This is a genomic window from Streptomyces sp. NPDC044002 (genome assembly GCF_056434525.1).
On sequence record NZ_JBWKEZ010000036.1, the window covers coordinates 1 to 24,642 of the forward strand.

Here is a 24,642-nt window from a genome sequence, read left to right on the forward strand (position 1 = left end):
CACGGAGCAGGAGTGGTGGGGTGGGGGGGGGGGGGGGGGGGAGGGGGAGGGGCGCGGTAGGGGGGGCGGAGCAAGGCAGCGCTCGCGGGGGGGGGGGGGGGAGGGGGGGGGCACCCCCCCCCCCCCCCCCCCCCCCCCCCCCCCGCCAGTCCACGTGAGGGCGGACCACCTCCAAAAGCGCGATCTCCTGGGCGTCGTACAGGGGGACCCTCGTCACCCCGCCATGGTGCTTGTAGCCAACGTCCACGAAGGCAACCGGGGACAACCACCCGAGCTGGCCAGTGATCAAGTCGAAGTCCGTACGGCGGACCCCGGGCCGGCGCGCGGCCTGGTCCGGGCCCAGAGGGACGTGCCGGTCGAGGAGGGCGGGCAGGTCCCGGCGGCGGGCGAGGGCGGCCACCTGGTCCGGGTGGACGTCGGGGAACTCCCGCTCGCCGCCGAGGTGGACCAGCAGGCCGGCCCGGACGAGGTGGCCGACAGCCGAAGCGGTCACCCGCGGCCGGAGGATCGGGAAGCGGGAGTGTGGGGGTGGTCTGGGCGCGTCATCCGTGCCCAGCCGGGGAGGTCAGCTCTTGGGCGGGGTGAAGAGGCCGAAGCGGTTGCCGCGGGGGTCGGTCAGGCGGGCGAAGGTCAGGCCGTAGGCGGTGGCGGTGGGGCCGTCGTCGAGACGGGCGCCGAGGGCGACGGCCTTCTCCGCGGTGGTGGCCGCGTCCTCGGTGAGGAAGACGGGCATGATGTGCTCCGCCTCGTCCGCCGCGGCGTCGAGGGCGCGCAGGCCGCCGCAGGGGTGGGGGGTGCCGGCGAAGACGGCGTCGTAGGTCTGGCCTGCTACGCCGTCTTCGGGGGTGTAGTGCCAGCCGAGGGCGTCGGCGTAGAAAGTGCGGGTGGCGTCGATGTCACGGGTGGCGATCTCGAACCAGGCGGCCGCACCCGGCCGGGGCGCGAGCAGGCTCGGGTCCAGCTCCTCCGCCTCGGTTCCCGCAGGCGGGGCGGGGGGAGTCCAGAGGCCGAAGACGTTGCCGTGCGGATCGGTCAGGCGGGCGTAGTCGCCGCCGTCGGCCGCCTTCCCGGGCGGCACGATCACCGTGGCGCCGAGGTTCTGCAGCAGGGCCGTGTCGCCGGGCACGTCGAGGGAGACGATGCCGAGGGTGATGCCCTCGGCGGTGCCGGGGGGCAGGATGCCGCCCATCGGGAACGGGGCCCCTTCGGCCTGGACAAGGTAGTAGGTGCCGCCGCCGTGGGCGGGCATGGCGGGGAAGCTCCAGCCGAAGAGGGAACCGTAGAAGTCCCGTACGGCGCTGACGTCGGCGGTGTCGATCTCGAACCAGATGACGCTGCCGCGAGAGGGGAAGCCCATGACACTGTCCTTTCACGAACAGAAGAAAGAGGGGCGGTGGGGTCTCGCACCGGGCGCGAGGCTCCGTACCGGGCTGGGTGCCGGAGGCGGCCCGGAGAGGTCGGGCCGCTTGCGAAATCCACGCTAGGCGGCTTTGCGGACAGCTGCTGTCACCCAAGACTGGCAGTCTGGGAACGACCCCCGAGGCCCCCGACGGACGGAGCGAGGATGAGCCGGGAACTGCCTGGACGGATGCTGCGCCTGCTCTCGCTGCTGCAGACGCGGCGGGAGTGGACCGGCGCCGAACTCTCCGAGCGCCTCGGCGTCACCCTGCGCACCGTCCGCCGCGACATCGACCGGCTGCGCGGGCTGGGCTACCCGGTGGAGAGCACCACTGGCCACCACGGCGGCTACCACCTCGCCGCCGGAACCGACCTCCCCCCTCTCCTGCTGGATGACGAGGAGGCTGTCGCCCTGGCCGTCGTGCTGGCCACCGCCACCGCCTACGGCACCGGCCTGACCGGCATCGAGGAGACCGCGGTCCGGGCCCTGGCCAAACTCCAGCAGGTCCTGCCCGCCCGGCTGCGCCACCAGGTCGACGCCCTGCGCGACGCCACGACTCCGGTCTCCTGGGACACCGGGGTACGGGCCGACCCGGGCGTACTCGCCGTCCTGGCCGCCGCCTGCCGCGACCACGAGCTCCTCGCTTTCGGCTACACCACCGGCCGCGGCCACACCGACCAACGCCGGGCCGAACCGCATGCCCTGGTCAACGCCGCCGACTACTGGTACCTCATCGCCTACGACACGGAACGCGAAGACTGGCGCACCTTCCGCGTCGACCGCCTCGCCGACCCCGCCCTCACCGGCCGCCGCGTGCCCGCGCGCGAGCTGCCCGCCCGCGACCCGGCGGCCTACCTCGCCCAGCGCATCGCCGCCATACCCGCCCGCCACACCCTGCGCGCCACCGTCCCCGCCGACGCCGCCACCGAGTACGCCCGCACCTGGTCGCTCCCAGGCCGCGTCCACACCCACGCCCGGGGCGGCACCGCCGGCATCGACCTGACCGCCGACACCCCCTACCGCCTCGCCGCCCAGATCCTCCGCCTGGACCCGGCCGGCACCTTCGAGGAGACCGAGGACACCACGGACGACAACCTCGCCGCGTACCTGGAAGAAAGGGCGCACCTCCTGCTGCGCGCCGCCCGCGCCCTCGCCGGCAAGGAGGGGTGAGCCGTCACTTGGGAGGCAGCTCGGCCGTGACGTCCCAGGCCGTCCGCAGCCAGTCGTCCAGCTCCCCGTCGTCGAGCACCTCGCCCGATAGGTAGGCCCAGCCCTTCGCCGTCCGGCCGCGGAACTCCATCGGCCGCACACCCGGCCGCGCAAGCGCCGCCCCCATGTCCTCCACGCCGACGCGCACCAGCAGCTCACGGCCCTCCACCGCAGCCACCGTGTTGCCCCGGTGCAGGAAGCACAGTGCACCGAACATCACCTTCTCCACGACGTCGATGTCCGCCGCCTCCAGGCGCTCGTGCACCCGCTCCGCCAGCACCTCGTCATACGCCATGAACCCACACTAAACACCCCGCGTGACGGGGGCAGACCGCCACGTCCCCGGCCTTCCGGGGTGTTCCCGCCCGGGTGCGGTGCGAAGGCCGGCGCGGGGCCATTCCCGTTGAGTGCGCAGCAGGAGCAGCAGCCTCAGCCCGCGGGCCGCGGGCCGTCGTGTTCACTCGCCGTGATCTCCGTGCTGTCCGTGTCAAAGGTGTCAAAGGACATTTTCTGTCCTGAATGCCTCCTACTGTGGCAATCGCCCACAGGATCACAACGGGAGGAAATCATGAGAATCGCTGTTCTCGGTACGGGCGGCGGCGCCCGCGCCCACGTCGCCAGGCTCGCCGGGCTCGGGCACGAGGTCCACGTCGGCACGCGCGACCCGAAGGCCACCCTCGCCCGCACCGAGCCCGACATGATGGGCACCCCGCCGTTCAAGGACTTCCTCGCCGAGCATCCCGGCGTCGAGCTGCACACCTTCGCGGACGCCGCCGGGCGGGGCGAGCTGGTCATCAACGGGATCGACGGCCACAACGCCGTCGCCGCCCTCACGGCCGCCTCCGGGGAACTGGCGGGCAAGACGCTCGTCGACTACGCCGTGCCGTACCTCTACAACCCCGACGTCGAACACCCCTGGCCCACCCCGTGGGGCACGATGCCCAAGCTCGACCCGTGCGACACCGACAGCCTCGCCGAACAGATCCAGCGCGCCTTGCCGGACACGAAGGTCGTCAAGGCGTTCGTCACCCAGGAACAGGACACCGTCGTCAACCCCGAGGCCATCGGCGGAGGCGACCACACCATGTTCATCGCCGGCGAGCACGCTGACGCCAAGGCAGCCGTCACCGAGCTCCTCAAGGCCTACGGCTGGACCGACATCCTCGACCTCGGCCCCCTGGTCTGTGCCCGCGGCATGGAGATGTACGCCCACATGCACTCCGCCATCGGCTTCGCCCTCGGCTTCGGCACCCACTTCGGCATCAAGGTCATCCGCTGAGCCCGCACGGAACGAACGGAAGGAACCAGCCTCCATGACCGGCAGCACCCCCGCACCCCTGGCCGGCACGATCATGTGCCAGGCCATGTGGGCCCGCGACGGCCGGCAACTCGCCGACTTCTACGCCACCGCCCTGGGGACCACCGTCACCCAGACCTTCCCCGACGAGCAGGGCAACGAGGTCGCTTTCGCCTTCCACCTGAACGGGACGATGCACCTCTTCTACACATCACCGTCCTTCACCGCCCCCGCCTGGCCCGAACAGGAACTGGCCTTCCACATGGACCTCGCCTTCGACGACGCCCAGGCAGCCGAGCGGCGCCTGCTGGAAATGGGCGCGACCAAGCCCGGCCACCAGCCCGGCGGTACCCACTGGACCGTCCTCCTCGACCCCTCCGGCCAGCCCTTCTGCGTCCACAGCACCCACTGACCGCCCGGACCCTCCTGCGGGGGTGTTCGCGACGTGGCAGGCTGGCAGTCTGCCCTCGCGGGCGCGGTACCACGGCGATGCGCTCGGGTGCGCTCCTGTGTACTCGCGGCCGAACATCAGCAGTTGGGCAGGTAGACCACGGCACCGGCTCCTGGACCAGGGGGCACGCGCCCCGTGTCGGGCCCAGCCTCTCAGGACCAGCAGGGGTCGTGGCTTTGTCCGCTCCTTCGTTGCGGGTGCCGAGCCAACGGTTCAGCCGTCCCCTGGTACGGCCTCTTCCCTTAAGGCCGGCCCGCTCCTCGACGGGGCGCAGAGGGCTGCAACGCGTACACGACGGCAGGCCGGCGGACCAGGCCAGCTCCACCAGCAGCCCGCCCGCACCCGGCCGGCCGGCCGATCGACTGACAGCGGCACTTCGCCGGGGTGCGGGCCCTGGTGACCGACGGCGGCGCGGCCGTGGGCGAGATCGTGCCGGGGGTGACCGTCCACGGTGTGGACGTCGGCCGGTGGCTGGAGCGGCAGCGCGAAGGGTGGGCCGAGCTGACCGAGGCGCAGCGGGGGCGGCTGGCCGGCCTCGGGGTGGAGGCACCCGCCCCGGCCGCGCCGGCTCCGGCGGGCGGCGGGCGGCGAGCAGCGGGCGGCGAGCAGCGGGCAGCGGGCAGCGGGCGGCGGCGTGGGAACGCGGTGTCGTGGCGGCGCGGACCTACCTCAAGCGCGAAGGGACGCTGACCGGGGTGCCCCGGGGCCACGTCGAGTGGGTGGTGCAGGACGGCCAGGACCACGGGGTGAAGCTGGGGCTGTGGCTGACCAACTGCCGCGCCCTGCACGCGCAGCTGCCGGCGGGCCGGGCAGCCGTCCTCGCGGAGCTGGGCGTGATCTGACGCGGCGCAGCATGGCGGTCGGCTGTGTGGCCGTGACGAAGAGGCCGACCGCCCCCGACGGGGGCGGTCGGCCTCTTCCAGTGGAGTTGGGGCCGCCCGACGGTACTGCCCCCAGTTGCTGGGGGCCGGTCCTTGCCCGCGCACGCCATATCGGCACGGCCTACCCGCACCCCACAGGGCGCCGCCCCGCCACAGGAACCGGCCGACACCACCAGGGTGAGCGCGGTCACCGCGGTCCCCTTCGTTGGCCAGCTCGTAGCCGGACCGGCCGCCGGGCGAGGACGTTGAGCCCGGCGCCGGAGGAGTGCCGTCCGGCCACAGCGGATCGTTGGTCCGGACGTGACGACAGGCACCTGGTGGTACGGCCAGCGCCGTAGCGCCTGCTCCTGCGGACCCAAGGCCGCCGGCGAGGACGGGTGCGGCTGCCAGAAGGCCGGTAACCACAGGTCAGGTGGTGGTTCTACTAGCTGACGCTCATGCTTGAGACGTGTGATCCCCCCTCAAACAGGTGCCGCGGCCGCTCCGGTACGGGTACGGGCCGTATCTGCCGATCGGCGGATACGGCCCGACGAACTCCTTCTGCGTGTTGGTGAGCTGTGTGCGTGTCTCGCAGCGAAGGGTCCTCATCCGGGGGCAGGGGTGATGCGACGGCGCGGTCGCGGCCGCCGCATCACCTCCACGGATCAGCCCGGCAGAGTGATCTCAGCACGGCTGGTTCGGAAGTCGGCCCAATCGTCGCGCCAGCCGCGTTCAGCTCCGCCCCCGCCGCTTCCACCAGGCTGTGGCACGGCGGACACACGACGAGGACGAGGCAGCCGCCCTCGTAGCGGCCGCTCCAGTCCTCGACATCCGCCGACGTCCAGTGTCAGCCGACCAAAGCTGTTGCTCCTCCGCCGGAGAACGGGAAGGCGCCGGCCCGTCAGGCCTGACGCTCCCCCCGTCCTTCGGAGGGCAGTAAATCCTTGGCCCGACGCTCCATCAGAACGGGCAGGTAGGTACGCACGCGTGCATACCTGAGCTCTTCGTATGCCGTCTGCACTGATCCTCGCACCAGCCCGGCGTCGAGGTGGGGGTGTGCCTCCATCAACCGTTCGCTACGAGGCGGATGATCTACGCAACGTCCTCCGATTCCGTCATCCGGCACCTCGGTCTTCCCTCGGGGCATCCCCTCAGTCTCCTGGGGGCCCTCGGCCAGGAAGTCGATCTTCGGCTGCAGTGCGCAGCCCGCCGTAACCAGTGGGGGAGGAACCTGCTGAGTCCTTTCCGAAGCCCTCTGGTGATCGCGTATCACGCTTCACCCGGCAAACGAAGCTTCGCCGTCCCCCGGCGCTGCATGCCCAGCCGCTCCGTGCCTCCGCCAAGACGCCGGGTGCCTGCAGGCCGGAGGGATACCCGTGGGCGGCCCGCTCGGGCCCGGGCCGTTCTGCAGGTTGGCCGGAGGGCTGCTCCTGGCCAGTGGCCGCAGGCCGCCGGCCTGAGGAGCCACACGGCCCGGCACCAGGACATCGACCGTCTCGTGATGTTTGCCTTTCGCATGGATGCCCGCCGGCGGCCCCTCGCCCTCTTCTCTTCCCGGCGCGGCGGACGGCTGCTGCTCCTCGTGCCCTTCGCACTGATCGCGGCCGTCACCACGGTGGACGTCCTGTCGCCGCCCGAGGTGCATCTGGGGCCGTTCCTGATCGCCGCGCCCGCCGTAACGGCCTCGTTCGCGGGGCCGCGCATGACGGCCTTCGTGGGCGCGGTCGCGGTGCTGGCCCAGACGGTGGTGGCGGTCGCGCGGACGAGCCTGACCGACCTCAACCACACCTACCAGATCGTCGCGCTGGTCCTGATCTCGGTCATCGTCACCTTCTTCGCCCATCTGCGGGAGCGCGACGAGAACCGGCTCGCGCGGCTGCGCACCATCGCCCACGCGGCCCAGAGCGTCGTACTGCGCCCCCTCCCCCACCGGGCGGGACCACTGCACATCGCCTCCGTCTACCTGGCGGCGGAGGAGGAAGCGCAGATGGGAGGCGACCTGTACGCGGCGGCCCGTACGGCCTCCGGGACCCGGCTGCTGATCGGGGACGCCAGGGGCAAGGGGCTCGACGCCATCAGCGAAGCGTCGCTGGTCCTGGGCGCCTTCCGGGTGACTGCCCACCGCGAGCACGAGCTGCCGGACCTGATCGGGCACCTGGAGGAGGGCGTCGGCTCGGCAGAGGAGCCCGGGAGCGCCGCGTACCCGGGACCCGATGCCGGCGAGGCGGCCGATGACGCGGACGAGGCCTTCGTCACCGCGCTGGTCCTCGACATCCCCGACCGCGAGCCGGTGGTACGGCTCGTGAACTGCGGGCACCCGCCACCGCTGCTCCTGAGGCAGGGAAGGGTGATCCCCCTCGACACGGCCGAGGCGAGGCCGCCGCTCGGACTCGCGGACGTCCTCACCACCGACGTGACGGTGGCGACTTTCCCGTTCGACGTCGGTGACGTGCTCCTGCTCTACACAGACGGAGTCGTCGAAGCGCGCGACGACTCGCGCGCCTTCTACCCCCTGGCCGAGCGACTCACGGCCTGGGCACGCGACGACCCGCAGACCCTCGGCGGCCGCCACCAGGTCCGGCCACCGGTCCTGGACGACGGGCCCGCGCCGCGTCTGGAGCAGCACCGCCCACCCGCGGCAGCTGGGGGGGAACAGGAGCGCCCCGCCCGGTGCCCCTCGAACTTGGGCTGTGCGCTGTTGAGCTTTCCACGGGCTCGGCCGGCAGCGCGTCGCTGGATTCCCGTGGAGCGGTTCAGGGGCCCGGCCACCTCCCTCGGCTCGTACTCGCGTGGTCTGCCCGCCGTGGCCGATTCACGCTCTGTCGCAGGGCGATTGCCTTCGGTAGCGTTCCGGCGCTGGCAAGATCACTGGTGAGGGAGTTCGATGAGCGAGACAACGGTGGCCCCTGTGCTGGGACAGCTGCTGACGGCCCTGTCGGCCGGGCCCGGGACGTCGGCCAAGTTCGAGTCCTGGACCGGCCAAGGCGCCAACGAACCGCTGTCCGCGGAAGAAGTGACCGCCGCCGCTCCCGCCGGCATGCTCAAGCAGCTGGCGGAGCTGGCGCAGGTGAGTGAAGCGGAAGCCGCGGCCTCGCTGGCCGAGGAAATCCCCGCTCTGGTGGACGCGATTCCGGCCGAGACCATCGAGGCGTTCCGCGCGGCCGCGAAGATCGCTGCCCTGACGCCCGAGGAGGAAGCGGCTGCCGAACAGATCGTGGCCGAGACCCGGGCCCTTGCGGCCTCCCTGCCGCAGAGCGGTTCCTGGCTCGGCGCCGGCCCCAACGAACCCCTCACCGAGGAGCAGGTGGTCCAGGCCCTCGGCGAGGACAAGATCGCCGAAGCGGCTGCGGCGCGGGGCCTGGGCAGGGGCGAGGTCGTAGCGGAGCTGACGAGGACCCTGCCCGCGTTCATCGACGCGGTCTCCCCGTGCGGCTGGGTCGATGTCGATGTCCTGCGGTTCGTCCTGGCTCAGGACGACGTGAACGTGACGTCCGCGTAGCGCTTCCCGACGCTCCTACCGACCACCGACTGGGAATGATCACATGCTGACGCTCAACACCAACATCATGTCGCTCACCACGCAGAACTACCTCAACATCACGGGCTCCACCATGGGGGTCGCGGCCGAACGGCTCGCCTCCGGCAAGCGCATCACCTCCTCGAAGGACGATGCCGCGGGCCTGGCCGTCTCCGACCGGATGACCACCCAGATCAACGGATCCGTCCAGGCGTCGCGCAACAGCAACGACGCCGTCTCTCTCGCGCAGACCACCGAGGGCGCGCTGAAGGAGGTCACCAACAACCTCCAGCGCATCCGCACGCTGACCGTCCAGGCCGCCAACGGCGTCTACGCCGTCAACGACCGCGCAGCCATCCAGCAGGAGGTCGCCCAGCGGCTGGAGGCCATCGACACGATCTCGGCGCAGACCCAGTTCAACGGGATCAAGGTGCTGGCGAAGGACACCAGCATGAACTTCCAGACCGGGGCCGACGACGGCGACGTCATCGCCGTCGCCATGAAGATGCTGAACGTCAGCACGCTCGGCCTGGAGTCCTACGACCTCTCCAAGACGCCCGCCTTCACCGACGAGACTGACCCCACGAAGATCAGCTATACCGGCCCGGACGGCCAGACCGCCACGATCAGCAAGACCGACGCGACCGCGGCCGGCGCCTTCCTCATCGACCCGCTGTCCCAGATCGACGCCGCGCTCGTCCAGGTCACCAGCCTGCGCTCGGTCCTCGGCGCCGTTCAGAACCGCTTCGAGTCCAGCATCCCCACCCAGGACACCGGTGTGGTCAACCTCAGCGCCGCCCGCGAGCGCATCGAGGCCACCGACTACGCCCTGGAGACCGCGAACTACACCCAGGCCAGCATCCTCCAGCAGGCCGGCATCTCCGTCCTCGCCCAGGTCAACGCCCAGCCCAAGAACATCCTCCCCCTGCTCCAGCAACTCGGCTGACACCACCAGAACCTCACACCTGTTCCGCAAGCACGCTCGACCGCACCTGGGCAAGTACCGTTCCTGCCCGCTGTCTCCGGACAACGGGCCCCGGCCCCGGCCCCGGCACGAAGCCGGGGTCGGCTTCCTTGTGATCCCACGGGCAGCCCAGCCCGCCGGACGCCGTCACGAGGTCTCCCCCGGCAGCGGTCCACCGCAGCTGCTCCTCGCGTCGCGGAGCGCGGCCCGCAGGGTGTTCGCGTACACGACCCTCACGGGGGTGACGCTGGACCGCGGTGCAGTCCGGGCCCGCCACGCCCAGCGTCTCGCCGCCCTACGCCCGGCGGCGCTTGGGCCGGCCGACCCTGGTCTCGAGCAGTACACCCATCAGCTCTGCCTCGCCGGACCCCGCGAGCAGCCGCTTGGGCACGATCAGCAGGCCGGCCTTCCAGCCGAGGCGGCCTGTCACGACGTACACCCGCTCCGTCTCGTAGGAGCGGTACATGCTGCGCCACGGCACCCGCATGAGTTCGTCACCGCCGCGGACGATGACGAAGCCGGCGGCGTCGATGGTGGCCTGCTTCTCTCCCTTGGCCTGGTCGGCACGGAACGCGCGGCTGGTGAGCAGCGGGGGCAGGAACAGGCCGAGCACCCCGTAGACCACGGCGAGGGTCAGCAGGCCGCCGTTGACCGGGCCGCCCTCGGGCAGAGGCCTCAGGCTCAAGGCCGCCATCAGCACGGCAGCCACCACGATGAGCCACCGTAGGCGCCGGAACATACCGGTGGCCGCAACCGCCTCGTCGAACTCCTCCCGCGTCAGGGTCCCGCTGAAGGTGATGGTTGCCTGTCGTATGTCGTCCACGAGCGCGGATCCTACCGCTGCGCCTGCGAATGGCAGGGCCGGCGATTCACAGAGAGCCCAGCACCGCCACCGGCCGCGCCCCGGGCACCGTCAGCCTCCCCACCTCCACGATCGTTCCCCGTCGAGCAGCTCGGCGAGCGCGTCGGCGTCCATCGGGGTGGTCCAGCCGGAGAGGCGGTCTTCCCCGGCCGCGTCCTCGGCCAGGGCCGGCGCCACGTCCTCGAACCGAACCGTCCGGGACCGGGGATCGGTCCCGCGCAGCACCGGCACCCCCGACGGCAGGCCGGCGGGGACGGTCGGCTTCCCGACGGTGCGCAGCCATGCCACCACCCCGACCGGCCGCACGTACCCGAGGCGTACGGCAGCGTCGAAGTCGCCGGCCCAGGGACGCGACCTGATCGGGGAGGACGTCGGGGAACTCCACGTCCCCGCCGAGGTGGACCAGCAGACCCGCGCGAACGAGTCGGGACCGGGAAGCGCTTGTGCGGCGCGCAGCGGTCCGCTTCGCCGCTGGGGGTCGGTCGGGGCGGCTGTCCGAGCCGGGCTGATCGCCCTGCGGCCCGGCTCGCGACCGCCCAGTGCAAGACTGGGCACCTGTTCGATGGAGGCAAGAGGCCTTCGTGTGTGGCGTTCGGGGGGATTGTGCACAGGGTTGGGTGGGTGGCCGCGGCCGCCGGTGTTGTGCTGCTTGTGGCCGGGTGCTCCGGTGAGGGTGGTGTGAAGGTGGAAGCGGCCACGGTCTCGAAGGAGATCGACGCGGCGGCGACCGCGGCCGGGTTCACCAAGGACCCGTCGATCGGTACGGTGGGGTCCGAGGTCAAGGAGTGCAAGGTCGACTGGGTAGTGGACGACCCCGGCAAGTCCGCTGATCCGAAGAAGTCGTTCGCGGACACGATCGCCGGCCTGGTCAAGGCCGGCTGGACCGAGGGCAAGAGTGAGCGGAAGGGCTACGCGGACGTGAAGATCGTGACCAAGGGCGACTGGGAGGTGCGGGGGGCAGCCGACCTGGACAAGGGGATCAAGGCCGTGGTGTTCGCCGGCACCAATACGTCCTCGGAGTGCGTCGCGATTCTCATCGCCGACCTGGGGAACAGCAAGAAGCACTGACGGTCCGGGCGGCCGGCCCCGTCCCACGCCCTTCCGGTGGGCGTGGGACGGGTCGGCCCATCGGCGGACTTCTCCTGCGCCTCGGATTCCACCGGCACGAGCCGGACCGTACCCTCGGGCCCGGCCTCACCGCCGACGCGGTCGTCGCGGTCGTCGCGGTCGTCGCGGGCATGAACTCCACCGCCTTCACCACCGTCACCCGCCGCAGGTCCGGGCCGCCCTCATCGATCCACCTGGGCCCGCACCACGCCACCGGGAAGGAACACCCATGCCCAAGCCCACCGCCGAGATCACCCTCTCCGGCACCACCCACCAGCTCACGCGCGAAGCGGTAGAGACAGCCGCCTCCAGCCTCACCCCCGCCAACGGCGCCCGCGGCCTCAACTACGTGTGGTACGCCCTCGTCGGGACCAACCTCTACTACGTCGTGGCCCTCGCCGCCGCAGCGGCCGGGCAACCGCTTCCCTCCCGCCCGACCGACTACGTCCGTGACGCCCGCCTCGCCCTCAAGGCCCTCGGCATCCCCATCATGTGCTGGGCGAACGACGAACTCCTCGACAAGGGCCACCCCCTCCACACCGCCTGACCCCGCACGTGACGAGGTGGCTGCCGGTCGGCATGCGGCCGGCGATGTCGCGGACGCGGAGGCAGGGGTCGTCGTCGGTGAGGCAGTGCAGGACGGAGATGAAGAGGGCGGCGACCTGGCGGTCGTCGGCGGGGATCCGGCGCACACGCGGAACACTGGAAATGCCGTCCGGGTCACGGATGTCGGCCTCGATGACCGCGGTGGTCGGCAGATCCTCTTCGAGGACCATCCGGCCGTGGGCGCAGACCACGGGGTCGTTGTCGATGTAGACGACGCTGGCGGCGGGGGCGGCTTCTTGGGCGAGGTGGCGCACCGCGCGCATGGCTGGGCCCGGTGACATCGATCACGGGATTGGCCGGCTCCCGAGGGCGCCGGGTCGGCCTCCACCGTCCGCATGTCCTCGGCGATCCCGAGGCCGACCGCCTTCAGCACCGCCTCCTTCCGCGTCCAGGCGCAGGAGGAGCTGCCGCCCGTCCATGGCGGTCGTGGCCGAGGCCATCAGGGCACGTTGGCGTTCGGACAGGACGAGGGCGGACAGCGTCGGGACGTCGAGGCTCCGTCCGGCCTCCATGTCGAGCCCGACGACCTCCCCGGTGGTGATCGCCACCGCCCAGTGCGGGCCCGTGCGGGTGAGGCTGAACTCCAGCCCGGTGGCCGGTGCCACCACGCGCGGACGGCCGTGGGTCCGGTCGCCGCACCCGGCGCAGGGATGCCTGCCGCAGCGGATGTCCTGCGGCCGCCCGCCGAGGTGGAAGGCGGCCAGGACGCGGCGGAGCGCGGCGTGGGGCCTACCCGGTGAGGTGGTCCATGGCCCTCTGGTAGACGGAGGTGCCGGACAGCAGCAGGAAGCCCACCAGCGCGAACAGCCAGGCCGTGTTCTCCCGGGCGTTGACCCTGAGCCAGTGGTCGATCCGGCGCAGGGCGGGCAGTACGGCCCGTTGGGACACGAGCCTGGCGAGGGTCATCAGCGCCGCGGGGGCGATCATGACCAGGCAGTACAGCGCCAGCGCGGCCGCCTGGGCCGGCCAGGGCAGACCGGAGCCGCCGAGGGCGTCGATCGCCGCGAGGTAGGGGAACATCGTGGCGATCTCCAGCACGACGGCCGTCGACGCCACGGTGAGCACACCACGGGCGGTCGCGGACTCGCCGACCGCCGCCTCCCGCCACCGGGTGAGCCGCCCCCGGCCCGGCTTCTCCTGCCGCAGGACCCCGTACCAGACGCCGGCCAGGATGAGCAGCACGGCGATCACGGCCGTCGCGGCGTCCCCGGCGGGCGAGTGGAGCGCGGAACGCAGGGGTTCGCGTACGGCCGCGAGCGCGCTCAGCATCAGCAGGCCCAGCGCCAGGTAGCCGACGGCGATGATCAGCAGGTATCCGAAGACGTTCCCCGTGCGCAGCTCACGCGGGGTCAGCAGGAACCAGACCGGAATGGCCAGGGTGGACACGCTCAGCGTGTCCATCAGGGCCAGCGGGATGATGTGGCCGAGCACGCCCACTAGAAGACTCCGGGGAGCCAGCTGTGCCGGCGGGTGTAGGCGCCGTAGCGGACGTGGACGACGCTCCGGCCGACCGGGACGTCGGACAGGATGCGCGGCCCCCGCACGTCGGCGAGCAGGCCGGCCAGTTCGCCGGCGAGGGCGACGGACTGTTCCTCGGTGGCCGGGTAGAGGACGAAGCCCTTGCCGCTCACCTGCCGGGGCGCGTACTTGGCGTTGATCAGCCAGGCGTACTCGTACCGCGCGAGGAACTTGAAGGGGACGCCGCGCTCGACGCAGAAGACCGAGACCTTCTCGCGCAGCGGTTCGAAGCTGTCGGGGGTGACGGCTGTGTGGATCTTCCAGCCGTCGGCGTGGACGGCCGGGACCAGGCAGCGCCGTACCTCCTTGAACCTGCTGTCGCCGGCGGAGGCCTTCCAGCGGGCGATCTCCTCGTACGAGTCGGGGTCGGCGAAGGTGTAGAAGGGGGCGGTCACCTCGGTGTCGGCTCCCGTCGAGCGGCTCGTGCCCTTCCGGGTGTCGACGAGGTGGTGGTTCGGGACGCCGTCGAGGCGGGTCAGCACGTCGGCGACGATCGGGTTGCCCGCGACCCCGGGCGGGAACGACGGGGCGATCACCACGGGGGCGCCGGTACCGGGGGCGGCGAGGAAGAAGGGGGACGTGCCCGCACCGGACGCCAGCCCGGACAGGAAGGCGACGCTCGCGGGGAAGACGAGGATGCCGTCGTAGTCGGCCGCTATCCGGGTGTGCACCGGCTCGCGTCCGCCGGCCGGCGTGTCCCAGGTGTTGGGGTCGACCTCCGTCCCCGTCAGGGCGGCCAGGGCCGACGCGCTCACGAATTGCCGCGCCGAGTCGGTCAGGCCGACCGTCACCGCGTAGTGCGGGCGGTTGGCCGACAGCCAGTTGAGCCGGAACGGCAGGTGCGCGGTGGAGAGGGTGCCGGTGGCTATGAGGAACAGCTTGGCCTGTCGCGCCCGTGCCGCCTCACTCCCGTCGAGCGTGGGCTTCGTCTTCACGTTCCATCCCTTGCTGGCGTCGCCGTGGTCAGTCGTCGCGCTTGTTCCGGCGGCGGTCTTCCTCACGGTCCCGGTCGTCGTACCGGCGGCGGTCCTCCTCGGGCCTGCGCTCCTCCGCGGACTTGAGGCCGAAGTCACCGCGTAATTCCTCCACGATTCCGCGCGGCTTGGTGCGCCGGAAGCTCTCCAGGAATTCAAGTCCACCGAAGAGGACCAACGTAATACCGGCCGGCTTTCCTTCGAACCAGACGAACTTGGTGTCCGGGAACGCGGCGATGAGCACCACTCCCGCCACGACAAGAACGATCCCCAAAGCCTGCTTCATTTTCGTCGACATGATCGATCGACCCCTCCTCTGCCCACCCGCAACCGGAGATTCGGTTCAACCGGGGTGCGCAGTCCGTCAGTTGGCGGCAGGAATTTTACATGCCCCGGATTGGCCTCACAGAGCAAGGCCGAAAACCGCCTGCCTCAGCAGGCCGGAATCCTGCGACACCAAGTAATGCCCACCGGGCATGAAACCGACGTCCACGTCTTCGCCGAGCTCCTTCCACGCGGTGAACGCGTCTCTGGGAACCAGCGGATCCTCCTCGCCGGCGAAGACCCTGACCGGCACCGACAGCGGCCGTTCCTGCGGTCGGTGGCGGTACCCGGCGCACATGCGCGTGTCGTCCTGGAGCAGGCCGAGGTAGGGCCGGATCCAGGCAGGATGGCCGATCAGCCAGTCCGGGACGCCGCCGATGGCCTCCAGGCGGTCCAGCAGCGCGTCCTCGTCCTCCTCGCCCGCGAAACCATCCCACCGGATGTGCGGCGCTCCGAACGCGGCGACCGCCAGGGCCCGTGGCCGCCGCGTCCCGTGCTGCTCGAAATGCCGGGTGAGCAGATACGCGAGGAGCGCGCCCATGCTTTTCCCGAAGAGAACGAATTCCCCCTTCGTGTGCGGCTCCAGTTCGGCGGCGAGCGCCTGTAGCAGTTCCGCAGTGCCGCAGTGCCGTCTTCGGCTCGAACCCGGATCGACCGGAATGCCGACCGGGACGATTTCCAGGCCGTCGGGCGCGTACCGGGCCCAGGGACGGAACAGGGAAGGGCTCCCGCCCGCGTGGTGGAGGCACACCAGTTTCGTCATCGCACATCTCCTCCCTTGCCCACCATGTCGAACAGCCGCTCCGACAGGGCCCCGATGGTCGGGTTCTCGAACACCATCGACGGCGGCACCTTGAGGCCGAGGGTCTGCTGTATGCGGCTTCTCAGCTGGATCGCCCTCAGCGAATCCGGAACAAGGCGGGTGCGTCCCGGTCCTCGAAACGGTTCCAGTCGGCCGGCAGCACCGCGACGACGGGAGCGGCGCCGGCGTCGCGGAGCAGTTCGGCCAGGGCCGCCAGGCCGTCGGCGGTCGGGATGACGTGCTCGCCCTTGGCGGTGAGGAGGCCGTTCAGTCCCGCCCGCGCGCTCGTGCCCGTCTCTCTCCCCCCACGACCCCCACGAAGCCCGCCTGCTGGGCCTGCCGGTGGCCGCCGGCACCGGCGTGCCGGGGCAGGCCCGGACGTGCCGTTCATCCGTTCTGCCCGGTCAGGAGGGCCGGCTCGACGAGGTGTCCGCGCGGCCTGCTCCGAGTGCCGCCTCCTGGGCGTCCAGGAGCTCGTCCCAGTGCTCCCGCGTCCATTCGCACGCCGCGTCCAGGGGCCCGAGGAGGCCCCGCCCGAGCGGGGTGAGCGCGTACTCGACGCGCCGCGCCGGGATCTCGTACTCCGTGCGCGCCACGAAGCCGTCCCGTTCCAGCCCCCGCAGGGACTGGGTCAGGGACTTGGCCGTGATCTCGCGCAGCGGGACCTTGAGTTCGGAGAAGCGGCGGGGGCCGTGCTGGAGGCAGCGGAGGATCAGCGTGGCCCACTTGTCGCCGATCCGGAAGGGGACCAGCGGCGAGGGGCAGACGGGGTCGAACATCTCCGGGTCCAGGGGCGGCGGGTTCTGCGGCGGCCGGTTCATGATCACGATCGTAGGCCGGTATCCGATCGGTAACCAGGCCTTTTCGTAGGGTCCGGAGCATGACGAACCAGGGAAACAACCAAGGCAGGAACAATCGGAAGATCGTCGTCTTCGGAGCCCGCGGCCGCGTCGGCAGGGCCGTCGTCGCCGATGCGCGGGCGCGGGGCCTGGAGGTCACGGAGGCGGGACGCGGTGACGGCGACGTCACCTCGGCGGCGGACGTCGCCCGCCTCGCGGCCGGACACGGCCTTGCGGTGGCGGCCGTGTACGACATGGCCGCGGACCCGGGCGAGTTCTTCCCGGCCGCCGCCCGCGCACTCGCGGCGGGCCTGTCCGAAGTCGGGGTGCGGCGCTTGGTGTCCGTCGGGCTGGCCTCCGTACTGCCCACCGAAGCGGGACGGCTGCTGATGGACACACCCGGCTATCCGCAGGAGTGGCGGCCGTTCTACGTCGGCCATGGCGCCGGGACCCTGGCTCTGCGGGCGGCCGCGCCCGCGGGCCTCGACTGGGCCGTCCTGAGCCCGTCGGGCGACTTCGGCGCCACCGGGTCCACGGGCGGCTACGCGTTCGGCCCCGCCGACGGTGACGACAGGATCACACACGCGGACTTCGCGCGGGCGGTCCTCGACGAGGCGACGGCCGCGACCGTGCACGCCGCGCACGTGGGGGTGAGGGGGGTATGACGGCGACGCAGCGGACGGACAGCCCGAACCCATGGGTCGCCGAGCACATCCGGCGCTTCGAGGAGACCGGCGGGGTGCCTCGCCCCGGGATCCGGGACCTGCTGCTGACCACGCGGGGGCGCCGCTCCGGGGTGCTGCGGCGCACGGCGCTCGCGTACGTACGGGACGGGGAGGCGTACGTCCTGACGGCCTCGAACGCGGGGGCCGAGCGCCATCCGGCCTGGTACCTGAACCTGAGGGCCTGCCCGGCCGTCACCCTCCAGGTCGGCACCGAGAGCTTCCCGGCGCTCGCCCGGCCGGCGACCGCCGCGGAGGCGGAGCGCCTGTGGCCGGTGGTGACCGCGGCCATGCCCTCGTACGCGACCTACCGCGCCTCCACGGGCCGCGAGATCCCGCTGGTGGTGGTCACCCCTCGCCCAGCAGCGGGGCGAGGGGGTCCTGGGCGAGCGGGACCGGGGTGACCAGGGCCTGGTCGTAGGCCGGGCGGGGAAAGACGTAGGGGCCCAGGGGGAGTTCGCCCCACTCCGGCCGGTGGGGCTGGTGGAAGCCGGACCAGGTGACCTCCGTCGCCGTGGCGCGGACCATGGCGAGCAGGGGCCAGCAGGCGTCGATCCCGCAGGAACAGCCCAGGAGGCACAGGGCGCCCGTGTCGCGGGCGCGGAGATCCGGTGGGGCATCGCCCAGGAAGTGGGCCCGGGCCCGGCTGCCGTCGGCGTCGTCATCCAGGTGGAGCGGGGCGTGCTGGCCCAGCAGGAACTCCTCGCGCTCCTGCGGGGTGTAATCGTCCTCGTCGAGCTCCCGGCTCCAGAGCGCGCGCGTCGCTTCCGCGACCAGGACGCGCAGGTCGGTGCCGTCGATCCGGATGCCCCACGCCGTCAGGTGCGGGTAGCCGGGGTGGGGGTGGTGCAGAAACTCCACCCGGTGCGTGGCGATCGGCAGATGCATGGGCCCCATCCTGCGGCGCCCACCCGGCCGGTTCCACCGAGTAACGCGACGCCGGGGCCGAAGCACGCAGCGGGGCACGCCCGGATCCGGGCCGTGCGAAGCGGGTGACCTGCGGCGCCTTCGGGCGGGGCCGCACCGCAGGGATCCTCGCAGCCCTCCGGCAGCGGCCGGCTCCGGGTCGGCTTCCTCTCTCTGCCGGCCCGGCCCGGCCCGAAGCCGCCGGGGCCGGGCCCTGCGGTGGGGCGGCCGGGCGGCGCACCCTGCGGGTGATCCCCGCGCCGCCGCCGGCGGGGCACCGCCCGGGCCACGATGACCGGTGCGGCTTCCCCGGGCCGCCCTGGAGTCTGCCGCCGGGGCGGACACCTCCTAGGCCGGCTTGGCGGCGGAGGTGGGCTGCCATGCGATGCGGGTGGCGCACAGGGTCACGAGGAGGGCCGACGCGGCCACCGCCGCCATGCCCCAGGCCAGGCCGGCGGCGCTCGCGATGAAGCCGATCAGCGCCGGGCCGGCCAGGAGGCCGGTGGTTCCCATGGTGGCGACCAGGGCGAGCGCGTCCGGGCCGCTGCGCGCGGCGGCCACGTACACGCACGGGGTCACGGCAGCGGCTCCGAGGCCGACGCAGGCGAATCCGATCAGGGCCGGCGCCGTTGCGCCCGGCAGCAGACCGAGCGCCAGTCCCGTGCCGGCGAGGGCGCTTCCGGCCCGGACGACGCGTCCGTCGCCCCAGCGGCTGCGCAGGCCGTCGGCGAAGAGCCGTGCGGTCACCATCGTCACGGAGACGACGGCGATGCCCAGCGGCGCGATCTGCTCGGAGGCTCCGGCCACCGTGTCCAGGTAGAGCGCCGACCAGTCGTTCATGGCTCCCTCGGTCACGGTCGCGAAGGCCATCGCGGCGCCCATCCACAGGGCCGCCGCGGACACCACGGTCCGGGACCGGCGGGTCTTCTCCGCGCCGCGGTGGGATTCGTCCGGCAGCAGCCGGGGCCGGGCCCAGGCCAGCGACAGCAGGAGGAGTGCGCCGGCCAGGCCGAAGTGGGCCGGCAGGTTCGGCGTCAGGGCGGTGACGCCGGAGGCCAGGAGGGCCGCGGCCAGGGCTCCGCCGCTGAACGCCGCGTGCAGCCGGGCCATGGCGGTGCGGCCGTGGGCGGTCTCCAGGGCGGCTCCCTGCGCGTTCATGGCGACGTTCAGGCAGCCCACGGCGACGCCGTCACAGCACATGACCACCAGGGCTGCCGGGTAGTTCGGGGCCAGCGCGAGGACGGGCAGGAGCAGTGCCAGGACCGGGGCCGACAGGAGCACGAGGCGCCGGGAGCCCAGTCGTCGCATCAGGGCGGTGACCAGCGGGAAGGAGGCTGCCGCGCTCGCGCCGCAGGCCATGAGGAGGATGCCGAGCCGTGCCTCGGAGAGGTCGAGCCGCGCGGTGAGGGCGGGGAGCCGGGACGCCCAGGTGGCGTACTGGAAGCCGAGGAGGCAGAACACCGACGCGATGGCGAGCTGGGCGCGGTGGAAGGGGATCAGGGCGGGCGTGGGTGTGGGGGTGGGTGTGGGTGTGGGGGTGGGTGTCATGTGGCGGGGGCGGCTTTCCGGATCGGCTTGGACATGTAGACGGCGTTCCCGCCGTAGTGCGGTGGTGGGGTGACCTCGTCCTGGGGGCGGTAGCCGTGGGCGGCCCAGAAGGTTTCCATGCCGCAGACCGCGACCAGGGAGATCCGCTGGTATCCCGCCGTTCGGGCCGTGGCCGAGAGGTGGTGCAGGAGGTTCCTGCCGTATCCCCTGCCGCGGAGGTCCTCGGCGACGACGATGTCGTGCAGGTGCAGGTTGCGCGAGCGGTGGACGGTGCGTTCCGGCCGGTGGAGGTCCGGGCAGCGGCCCGCCGGGTGGGGGAAGGCGAGTACGTATCCGGCCACTCGCCCTTCGTGGTGGAGGGTGAAGCAGGTGGACGGCGAGGGCCTGCCCCTCGATTCCAGGGCGGTCCGCCCCTCCGAGAGCCCCAGGGGGCCGTACACCGCGGCCTCCAGCTCCGCGACGGCGTCCCAGTCGGCCGCGGAGATGCCGCGTATCCGTGTCTCGGCTGCCATGGGCTACGCCTCCCCGTGGTGCGGCGGGCGGAGCGGTGTGGCCCGGCACGCCTGGACCAGGGCCGCCCACGCGTCGACGAGGTGCGCGAAGTCCTCCATGTCCGCGCGCGCCCGGTCGCGGAGGTCCGGGCCCTTCAGGAGCAGGAGTTCGGCGAACTCGGCGTAGGCGCCGCCCAGGGTGCGGTAGGAGCGGGTGAGGGTGTCCAGGCGCCGGACGTTCTCCGCGTCGTCGAGCCCGATGCTCTCCCGGACGAGTCCGGCGACCCGGTCCGCCCGGAGCCGGTGGTGTCCGTCGAGGAGTGAGGCGCCCTCCTGCGCCATGCGGTCGTGGAGGAAGCGGAAGTGGAGCATGGACAGCAGGAACTTGGCGTAGCGGGTCTGGTAGGCCGTGAAGCCCTCGCCGGTCTTGCGTTCGTCGGTGTGGAAGTTCACGATGTGCCGGTTGTGCAGGACGCCGGGCAGGCCGGCGTTGTACACCAGGTGGAAGAGGAAGTAGTCGCTCCCGATGGTGTCGGTCGCCGGGGGCAGCGGGACCCGCTCGTGGACCTCCCGGTCGAAGGCGATGTTGCACATGTCGACCCGCATGGGGTCGACGAGGGCGAGCACCGTGTGGTCGCGGGTGAACGGCTCGGTGCCGGCGCCCTTGAAGGACTCTTCGACCATGGCGGCCCGCTGCTGGTCGGACCAGGCGGAGGGGGCCCACAGGCCGACGACCTCCCGGTGGACCTCGGGGGCTCGGCGCTGGAGGTCGTCGAGGTCGACGGACGGTACGCCGACGAAGGAACCCCCGACCATGGCCACCGGCCGGCCGGCGTACTCCGCGTGCTCCGCGGTGAGCGCGTCCTCGGTGACGGCGGTGGCCGCGTCGCGCGCCCTCTTGCCCAGGAAGGCCAGCTCGTGGCGGACGGGGAAGACGGGCTCGCCGTCCTGCTCCTGGTAGCGGCTGTCGGAGTCCCGGCGGTGCACCGAACGGCAGCCGAGGGCGGCGGCAATGAGGAAGGCGCGGTTGGTGCAGGCTCCGTACGAGACCGCGGACGGCAGCATGAGGCCGAGCATGCGGTCGGGATCGGCGAGACCGGCCCGCTCGATCGCCGCGCGCAGGAAGACCGCTTGCTCCGCCTCGTCCAGGTGGTGCGCGACGACGCCCGGTGCGAGCCCGGCCTCGCGGACGGCCCGTGCGTGCCGTGCGTACGCGGGCCGGTCGGCGGAGTCGAGGACCAGCAGGTGCACCTCGACCCCGAAGTGGTGTGCGGCGTACGCGGCTTCGCGGCCGATCGCTTCGATCGTGTCGGCGCAGGCCCGGTTCGTGGGGAGGGTCAGGCAGATCTTGTCCACGTCGTTCCTCCTGTTCACCGCGCCGGGGTCCGGTCGGCGCCGTCCCAGGACCGGAGCCCCAGCAGCCTGCTGCCGAGGTCGTTCAGGGCGGCCCTGCCGTAGCGGAGGGATTCGTGCCGGGTGGCGTCGCCGACCAGGGTCGCGTTCCAGTCGGGGGTGGTGAGCCGGCGCCAGGATTCGGTGCGGGAGCGCCGCAGCCGGGCGTGTTCCTCCAGCGCGGGCATCATGGAGAGGTACTGGACGGCCCTGACCCGGTGCGCGGAGGTGTTGGGTGCCACGCCGTGTGCCAGGTGTCCGTTGAAGATGAGCAGGTCGCCGGCGGCGAGTTCGGGCCGGATCACCGGGTACTCGGCGCGGTCGATCGCGGGCCTGATCGGATCGCGGTCGGCCGGCTGGGCGGCCTTCCACTGGTCGAACCGCCTGAACAGCTCCGGCGAGCACTGGAAACCGCCGGTCTCCGGGTGCGTGTCGTCGAGGGCGATGATGCCCTGGACCCGCTGGGGCGGTACGCCGAGGGTGCTGTCCACGTCCCAGTGGAGGTCGATGTCGAAGCCCCGGTCGGTCGGTTCGATGAGGGCGCGGTCGCGGTTCCCGACGTTGGGCGGGTTGAGGTTGAGCCGGTCGAGGGTCACCCACAGCTCCTCGCAGTCCCAGACGTCGACGAACGCGTCGTACACGCGCTGCGTCTGCCGGCTGTCCCAGATGAGCTGGTGGTGGTAGGCCTCGACGAATCCGTAGATGTAGAGGTGCTGGTCCAGTTCCGAACGGAACTCCCGCTCCGGGTACCACTCCTGCGGCCGGCCGGGGTCCATGCCCTGGAACTCCCAGGCGAAGTCCAGGAGGCGCCGCGCCGCGCCGGGGGATATGGCGTTCCTGACGATCACGTAGCCGTCGGTCTGCCACGCGGCGAAGTCCCGCTCGGACAGCACGCGTAAGGGGCGGGTCTTGCGCAGGTCCCGTAACCGGACCGGCGAGAGGTAGCTCTCGCCGTCCGCGCTGAAGTAGGGGAGTTCCGAGGCGGCGCGGTACAGGTGGCCGGGACGTTCGGGTCGGACGGGGTGTTCGAGGGCGTCGAGGGTCGGCATGCCGGGCTCCAGGTTCCGCACGGTCCGGGGTGGGCGGAGGCGCCGCTCACCCCGGTGTTCCGTGCCGTTTCGTCGGTCGCTTCTCTCGGGTTCGGGTCGGGTCGGTTCGGGTCGGGTCGGTTCGGGTCGGGTCGGTTCGGGTCGGGTCGGGTCAGACGGCGCCGAGCAGCACTTCGGCCGCGGCGATTCCGCAGACGCGCGTCGCTCCGTGCGTGTTCAGGTGGACGGCGGCGGGTGCGGAGTCCGACGGGACGCCCATCTCGACCACCACCGCGTCGGGGCGGCTGCGCACCAGGCCGTCCAGGGCCCGCTCCATCCAGGAGTGCCGGGCCGCGTCGCGCACCACGACGACCAGGGCGCGGCCCTCGGCGGGGGCCAGCGCCGCCCGGTCGAGGGCTTCGTGGTGCGCCAGGTCCGATTCGCCGAGGCGTACGGAGGTGGTGTCCGGGCGCAGTGCGCGCAGCGGGTCGGCGACACCCCAGGGGGTGCCGCCGTCGATGGCGAGGTGGGTCGCGGGGGCCAGCTCGACGACGTGGGGGGCGCCCACCAGCGGCAGGGAGGCGGGGGCGCCCGGCTTCCGGTGGACGCGGACCGCGCGCCGGGCCGCCGCCAGGCCGGTGTCGCGGCCGCCGTCCGGTCCGGGCTCGGCCTGCGGGAGCCGGCGTGACCAGCCGGCGAACTCGGTGACGCGGTCGGAGGCTTCGGCGAGCCGTTCCTCCGGCAGGACTCCCGACCGCACCGCGTTCGCCAGGGCCTCCGCGAGGGCGGCGGTGGTGGCCTCGTCGGCGCTCTCGCCGCCGACGCACACCGCGTCCGCGCCCGCGGCGACGGCCCTGACCGTCGCGCCGGCGATTCCGTAGGGGCCGGACACGGCGCCCATCTCGATGCCGTCGGTGATGACCAGGCCGGTGAACCCGAGTTCACCGCGCAGGAGGCCGCCCACGATGCTGGGGCTGAGCGTGGCCGGCAGCTCGTCGTCGTACGCCGGGATGAGCATGTGGGCGGTCATCACGGTGCGCACGCCCGCCTCGATGGCCGCCCGGAACGGCGGCAGGGCGACGCGGGCGATCGTCTCGGCGTCGGCGTCCAGACGCGGCAGGCCGTGGTGGGAGTCGACGGTGGTGTCGCCGTGGCCGGGGAAGTGTTTGGCGCACGCGGCGACGCCGGCGGACTGCAGGCCCCGGATCCAGGCGGCGGTGTGGCGGGCCACGGTCTCGGTGTGCGCGCCGAAGGAGCGGACACCGATGACCGGGTTCAGCGGGTTGGAGTTCACGTCGGCGCTCGGCGCGTAGTTCAGGGAGACGCCGGCGGAGCGCAGTTCGCGTCCGAGGCCGTGGGCCACCTGGAAGGTCAGGTCGGGGTCGTCGACGGTGCCCAGGGCCAGGTTGCCGGGCCGGGAGGATCCGGTGTGCCGCTCCAGGCGGGTGACGTCGCCGGCCTCCTCGTCGACGGCGACGATGAGGTCCGGGTTCTCGGCGCGCAGCTGGGCGGTGAGCGCGGCGACCTGCTCCAGGCTGTGGATGTTGCGTCCGAACAGGACGACGGAGGACAGGCCGTCGGCGATCCTGCGGAGCACCCAGTCGGGTGCGGAGGTGCCCACGAAGCCCGGCTGGAGCACGGAGTTGGCGAGGCGGGTGAGTTCGGGGTGGCGCTGGTCCGGCATGGGGGTCCTTGCGGAGAGAGGGGGAGGTGGGCGGTCGGGGCGGGCGGGGGGGGGGGGGGGGGGGGGGGGGGGGGGGGGGGGGGGGGGGGGGGGGGGGGGGGGGGGGGGGGGGCGGGGCGTCTTCCCCCAACGAGTGTGGAGG

At 72.4% G+C, this 24,642-nt stretch carries 30 protein-coding genes; 11 read left to right on the forward strand and 19 right to left on the reverse strand.

Annotated elements, in window-relative coordinates:
• Nucleotides 1-565 precede the first annotated feature (565 nt).
• Nucleotides 566-1,357 (reverse strand): VOC family protein, encoded by a 792-nt coding sequence (locus AC07A6_RS24750; protein ID WP_478778537.1) that lies wholly within the window; start codon nt 1,355-1,357, stop codon nt 566-568.
• Between the two features lie 207 nt (nt 1,358-1,564).
• Here AC07A6_RS24750 and AC07A6_RS24755 point away from each other — a divergent pair, with 207 nt between their 5' ends.
• The gene (locus tag AC07A6_RS24755) at nt 1,565-2,569 is read left to right on the forward strand and encodes a helix-turn-helix transcriptional regulator (RefSeq protein ID WP_478778538.1); all 1,005 of its coding nucleotides are present in this window, start codon (nt 1,565-1,567) and stop codon (nt 2,567-2,569) included.
• A 4-nt stretch (nt 2,570-2,573) separates the two neighbouring features.
• Here the strand turns inward: AC07A6_RS24755 and AC07A6_RS24760 are convergent, their stop codons facing one another.
• Nucleotides 2,574-2,903 carry a TfoX/Sxy family protein gene (locus AC07A6_RS24760; protein ID WP_478778539.1) on the reverse strand — a complete coding sequence of 110 codons (330 nt, stop codon included), beginning with the start codon at nt 2,901-2,903 and terminating at the stop codon, nt 2,574-2,576.
• 273 nt (nt 2,904-3,176) lie between these two features.
• Between AC07A6_RS24760 and AC07A6_RS24765 the strand changes: the two genes are divergently transcribed.
• The 3 genes from AC07A6_RS24765 to AC07A6_RS24775 all read left to right on the forward strand — a co-directional run bounded on the left by AC07A6_RS24765 (nt 3,177) and on the right by AC07A6_RS24775 (nt 5,198).
• Nucleotides 3,177-3,887 carry an NADPH-dependent F420 reductase gene (locus tag AC07A6_RS24765; RefSeq protein WP_478778540.1) on the forward strand — a complete coding sequence of 237 codons (711 nt, stop codon included), beginning with the start codon at nt 3,177-3,179 and terminating at the stop codon, nt 3,885-3,887.
• A 34-nt stretch (nt 3,888-3,921) separates the two neighbouring features.
• Complete coding sequence (locus tag AC07A6_RS24770) at nt 3,922-4,317, forward strand: VOC family protein (RefSeq protein ID WP_478778541.1); 396 nt, start codon at nt 3,922-3,924, stop codon at nt 4,315-4,317.
• Nucleotides 4,318-4,394: 77 nt separating this feature from the next.
• Nucleotides 4,395-5,198, forward strand: coding sequence for a helicase associated domain-containing protein (locus tag AC07A6_RS24775; protein WP_478778542.1), 804 nt, complete (start codon nt 4,395-4,397; stop codon nt 5,196-5,198).
• A gap of 919 nt (nt 5,199-6,117) precedes the next feature.
• Here AC07A6_RS24775 and AC07A6_RS24780 read toward each other — a convergent pair.
• Complete coding sequence (locus AC07A6_RS24780; protein WP_478778543.1) at nt 6,118-6,363, reverse strand: three-helix bundle dimerization domain-containing protein; 246 nt, start codon at nt 6,361-6,363, stop codon at nt 6,118-6,120.
• Nucleotides 6,364-6,732: 369 nt separating this feature from the next.
• Here AC07A6_RS24780 and AC07A6_RS24785 point away from each other — a divergent pair, with 369 nt between their 5' ends.
• From AC07A6_RS24785 to AC07A6_RS24795, 3 genes are read left to right on the forward strand one after another with little or no spacing between them, the layout of a single operon-like run.
• Entirely contained in the window at nt 6,733-8,091 is a 1,359-nt protein-coding gene (locus AC07A6_RS24785; protein WP_478778544.1) for a PP2C family protein-serine/threonine phosphatase, read from the forward strand.
• Nucleotides 8,092-8,100: 9 nt separating this feature from the next.
• A complete protein-coding gene (locus AC07A6_RS24790) occupies nt 8,101-8,715 on the forward strand; it encodes a YidB family protein (protein ID WP_478778545.1) in 615 nt (204 codons plus the stop codon).
• A gap of 43 nt (nt 8,716-8,758) precedes the next feature.
• Nucleotides 8,759-9,679, forward strand: a complete 921-nt coding sequence (locus AC07A6_RS24795) for a flagellin N-terminal helical domain-containing protein (RefSeq protein WP_478778546.1) — start codon at nt 8,759-8,761, stop codon at nt 9,677-9,679.
• A 313-nt stretch (nt 9,680-9,992) separates the two neighbouring features.
• Here AC07A6_RS24795 and AC07A6_RS24800 read toward each other — a convergent pair whose 3' ends face one another.
• Nucleotides 9,993-10,520, reverse strand: a complete 528-nt coding sequence (locus AC07A6_RS24800) for a hypothetical protein (protein WP_478778547.1) — start codon at nt 10,518-10,520, stop codon at nt 9,993-9,995.
• Between the two features lie 90 nt (nt 10,521-10,610).
• Nucleotides 10,611-11,114 carry a hypothetical protein gene (locus AC07A6_RS24805; protein ID WP_478778548.1) on the reverse strand — a complete coding sequence of 168 codons (504 nt, stop codon included), beginning with the start codon at nt 11,112-11,114 and terminating at the stop codon, nt 10,611-10,613.
• Between the two features lie 123 nt (nt 11,115-11,237).
• On the opposite strand from AC07A6_RS24805, the gene AC07A6_RS24810 reads away from it, so the two are divergent.
• The gene (locus tag AC07A6_RS24810; RefSeq protein WP_478778549.1) at nt 11,238-11,627 is read left to right on the forward strand and encodes a hypothetical protein; all 390 of its coding nucleotides are present in this window, start codon (nt 11,238-11,240) and stop codon (nt 11,625-11,627) included.
• Nucleotides 11,628-11,895: 268 nt separating this feature from the next.
• Complete coding sequence (locus tag AC07A6_RS24815) at nt 11,896-12,213, forward strand: hypothetical protein (protein ID WP_362456981.1); 318 nt, start codon at nt 11,896-11,898, stop codon at nt 12,211-12,213.
• Here the strand turns inward: AC07A6_RS24815 and AC07A6_RS24820 are convergent.
• The 8 genes from AC07A6_RS24820 to AC07A6_RS24855 all read right to left on the reverse strand — a co-directional run bounded on the left by AC07A6_RS24820 (nt 12,155) and on the right by AC07A6_RS24855 (nt 16,711).
• Nucleotides 12,155-12,553 carry an SAM-dependent methyltransferase gene (locus tag AC07A6_RS24820; RefSeq protein WP_478778550.1) on the reverse strand — a complete coding sequence of 133 codons (399 nt, stop codon included), beginning with the start codon at nt 12,551-12,553 and terminating at the stop codon, nt 12,155-12,157. The genes AC07A6_RS24815 and AC07A6_RS24820 overlap by 59 nt on opposite strands.
• Before the next feature lie 3 nt (nt 12,554-12,556).
• A complete protein-coding gene (locus tag AC07A6_RS24825; RefSeq protein WP_478778551.1) occupies nt 12,557-12,880 on the reverse strand; it encodes a 4'-phosphopantetheinyl transferase family protein in 324 nt (107 codons plus the stop codon).
• 121 nt (nt 12,881-13,001) lie between these two features.
• Nucleotides 13,002-13,703 carry a GAP family protein gene (locus AC07A6_RS24830; RefSeq protein WP_478778552.1) on the reverse strand — a complete coding sequence of 234 codons (702 nt, stop codon included), beginning with the start codon at nt 13,701-13,703 and terminating at the stop codon, nt 13,002-13,004.
• Nucleotides 13,704-13,708: 5 nt separating this feature from the next.
• Complete coding sequence (locus tag AC07A6_RS24835; RefSeq protein WP_478778553.1) at nt 13,709-14,725, reverse strand: class III lanthionine synthetase LanKC N-terminal domain-containing protein; 1,017 nt, start codon at nt 14,723-14,725, stop codon at nt 13,709-13,711.
• 28 nt (nt 14,726-14,753) lie between these two features.
• Complete coding sequence (locus AC07A6_RS24840; RefSeq protein ID WP_478778554.1) at nt 14,754-15,062, reverse strand: hypothetical protein; 309 nt, start codon at nt 15,060-15,062, stop codon at nt 14,754-14,756.
• A 105-nt stretch (nt 15,063-15,167) separates the two neighbouring features.
• Nucleotides 15,168-15,851: a thioesterase II family protein gene (locus AC07A6_RS24845; protein ID WP_478778555.1), complete on the reverse strand. Its 684-nt coding sequence runs from the start codon at nt 15,849-15,851 to the stop codon at nt 15,168-15,170.
• Complete coding sequence (locus tag AC07A6_RS24850) at nt 15,848-16,246, reverse strand: acyl carrier protein (protein ID WP_478778556.1); 399 nt, start codon at nt 16,244-16,246, stop codon at nt 15,848-15,850. The genes AC07A6_RS24845 and AC07A6_RS24850 overlap by 4 nt, the downstream gene beginning before the upstream one ends.
• Nucleotides 16,247-16,294: 48 nt before the next feature.
• Entirely contained in the window at nt 16,295-16,711 is a 417-nt protein-coding gene (locus AC07A6_RS24855) for a winged helix-turn-helix transcriptional regulator (protein WP_478778557.1), read from the reverse strand.
• A 59-nt stretch (nt 16,712-16,770) separates the two neighbouring features.
• Between AC07A6_RS24855 and AC07A6_RS24860 the strand changes: the two genes are divergently transcribed.
• Nucleotides 16,771-17,394 carry an NAD(P)-dependent oxidoreductase gene (locus AC07A6_RS24860; RefSeq protein WP_478778558.1) on the forward strand — a complete coding sequence of 208 codons (624 nt, stop codon included), beginning with the start codon at nt 16,771-16,773 and terminating at the stop codon, nt 17,392-17,394.
• Nucleotides 17,391-17,855 carry a nitroreductase family deazaflavin-dependent oxidoreductase gene (locus AC07A6_RS24865; protein WP_478778559.1) on the forward strand — a complete coding sequence of 155 codons (465 nt, stop codon included), beginning with the start codon at nt 17,391-17,393 and terminating at the stop codon, nt 17,853-17,855. The genes AC07A6_RS24860 and AC07A6_RS24865 overlap by 4 nt, the downstream gene beginning before the upstream one ends.
• On the opposite strand, the gene AC07A6_RS24870 is transcribed toward AC07A6_RS24865, so the two are convergent.
• The 6 genes from AC07A6_RS24870 to AC07A6_RS24895 all read right to left on the reverse strand — a co-directional run bounded on the left by AC07A6_RS24870 (nt 17,800) and on the right by AC07A6_RS24895 (nt 24,500).
• Nucleotides 17,800-18,339, reverse strand: a complete 540-nt coding sequence (locus AC07A6_RS24870) for a hypothetical protein (protein WP_478778560.1) — start codon at nt 18,337-18,339, stop codon at nt 17,800-17,802. The genes AC07A6_RS24865 and AC07A6_RS24870 overlap by 56 nt on opposite strands.
• 366 nt (nt 18,340-18,705) lie before the next feature.
• Complete coding sequence (locus AC07A6_RS24875) at nt 18,706-19,905, reverse strand: MFS transporter (protein ID WP_478778561.1); 1,200 nt, start codon at nt 19,903-19,905, stop codon at nt 18,706-18,708.
• Nucleotides 19,902-20,417, reverse strand: coding sequence for a GNAT family N-acetyltransferase (locus tag AC07A6_RS24880; protein WP_478778562.1), 516 nt, complete (start codon nt 20,415-20,417; stop codon nt 19,902-19,904). Before AC07A6_RS24880 ends, AC07A6_RS24875 begins: the two co-directional genes overlap by 4 nt.
• 3 nt (nt 20,418-20,420) lie before the next feature.
• A complete protein-coding gene (locus tag AC07A6_RS24885) occupies nt 20,421-21,752 on the reverse strand; it encodes a DUF6271 family protein (protein WP_478778613.1) in 1,332 nt (443 codons plus the stop codon).
• A 14-nt stretch (nt 21,753-21,766) separates the two neighbouring features.
• Nucleotides 21,767-22,837 carry a phytanoyl-CoA dioxygenase family protein gene (locus tag AC07A6_RS24890; protein WP_478778563.1) on the reverse strand — a complete coding sequence of 357 codons (1,071 nt, stop codon included), beginning with the start codon at nt 22,835-22,837 and terminating at the stop codon, nt 21,767-21,769.
• Between the two features lie 151 nt (nt 22,838-22,988).
• Nucleotides 22,989-24,500, reverse strand: a complete 1,512-nt coding sequence (locus AC07A6_RS24895; RefSeq protein WP_478778564.1) for a glycoside hydrolase family 3 protein — start codon at nt 24,498-24,500, stop codon at nt 22,989-22,991.
• Nucleotides 24,501-24,642: the final 142 nt, after the last annotated feature.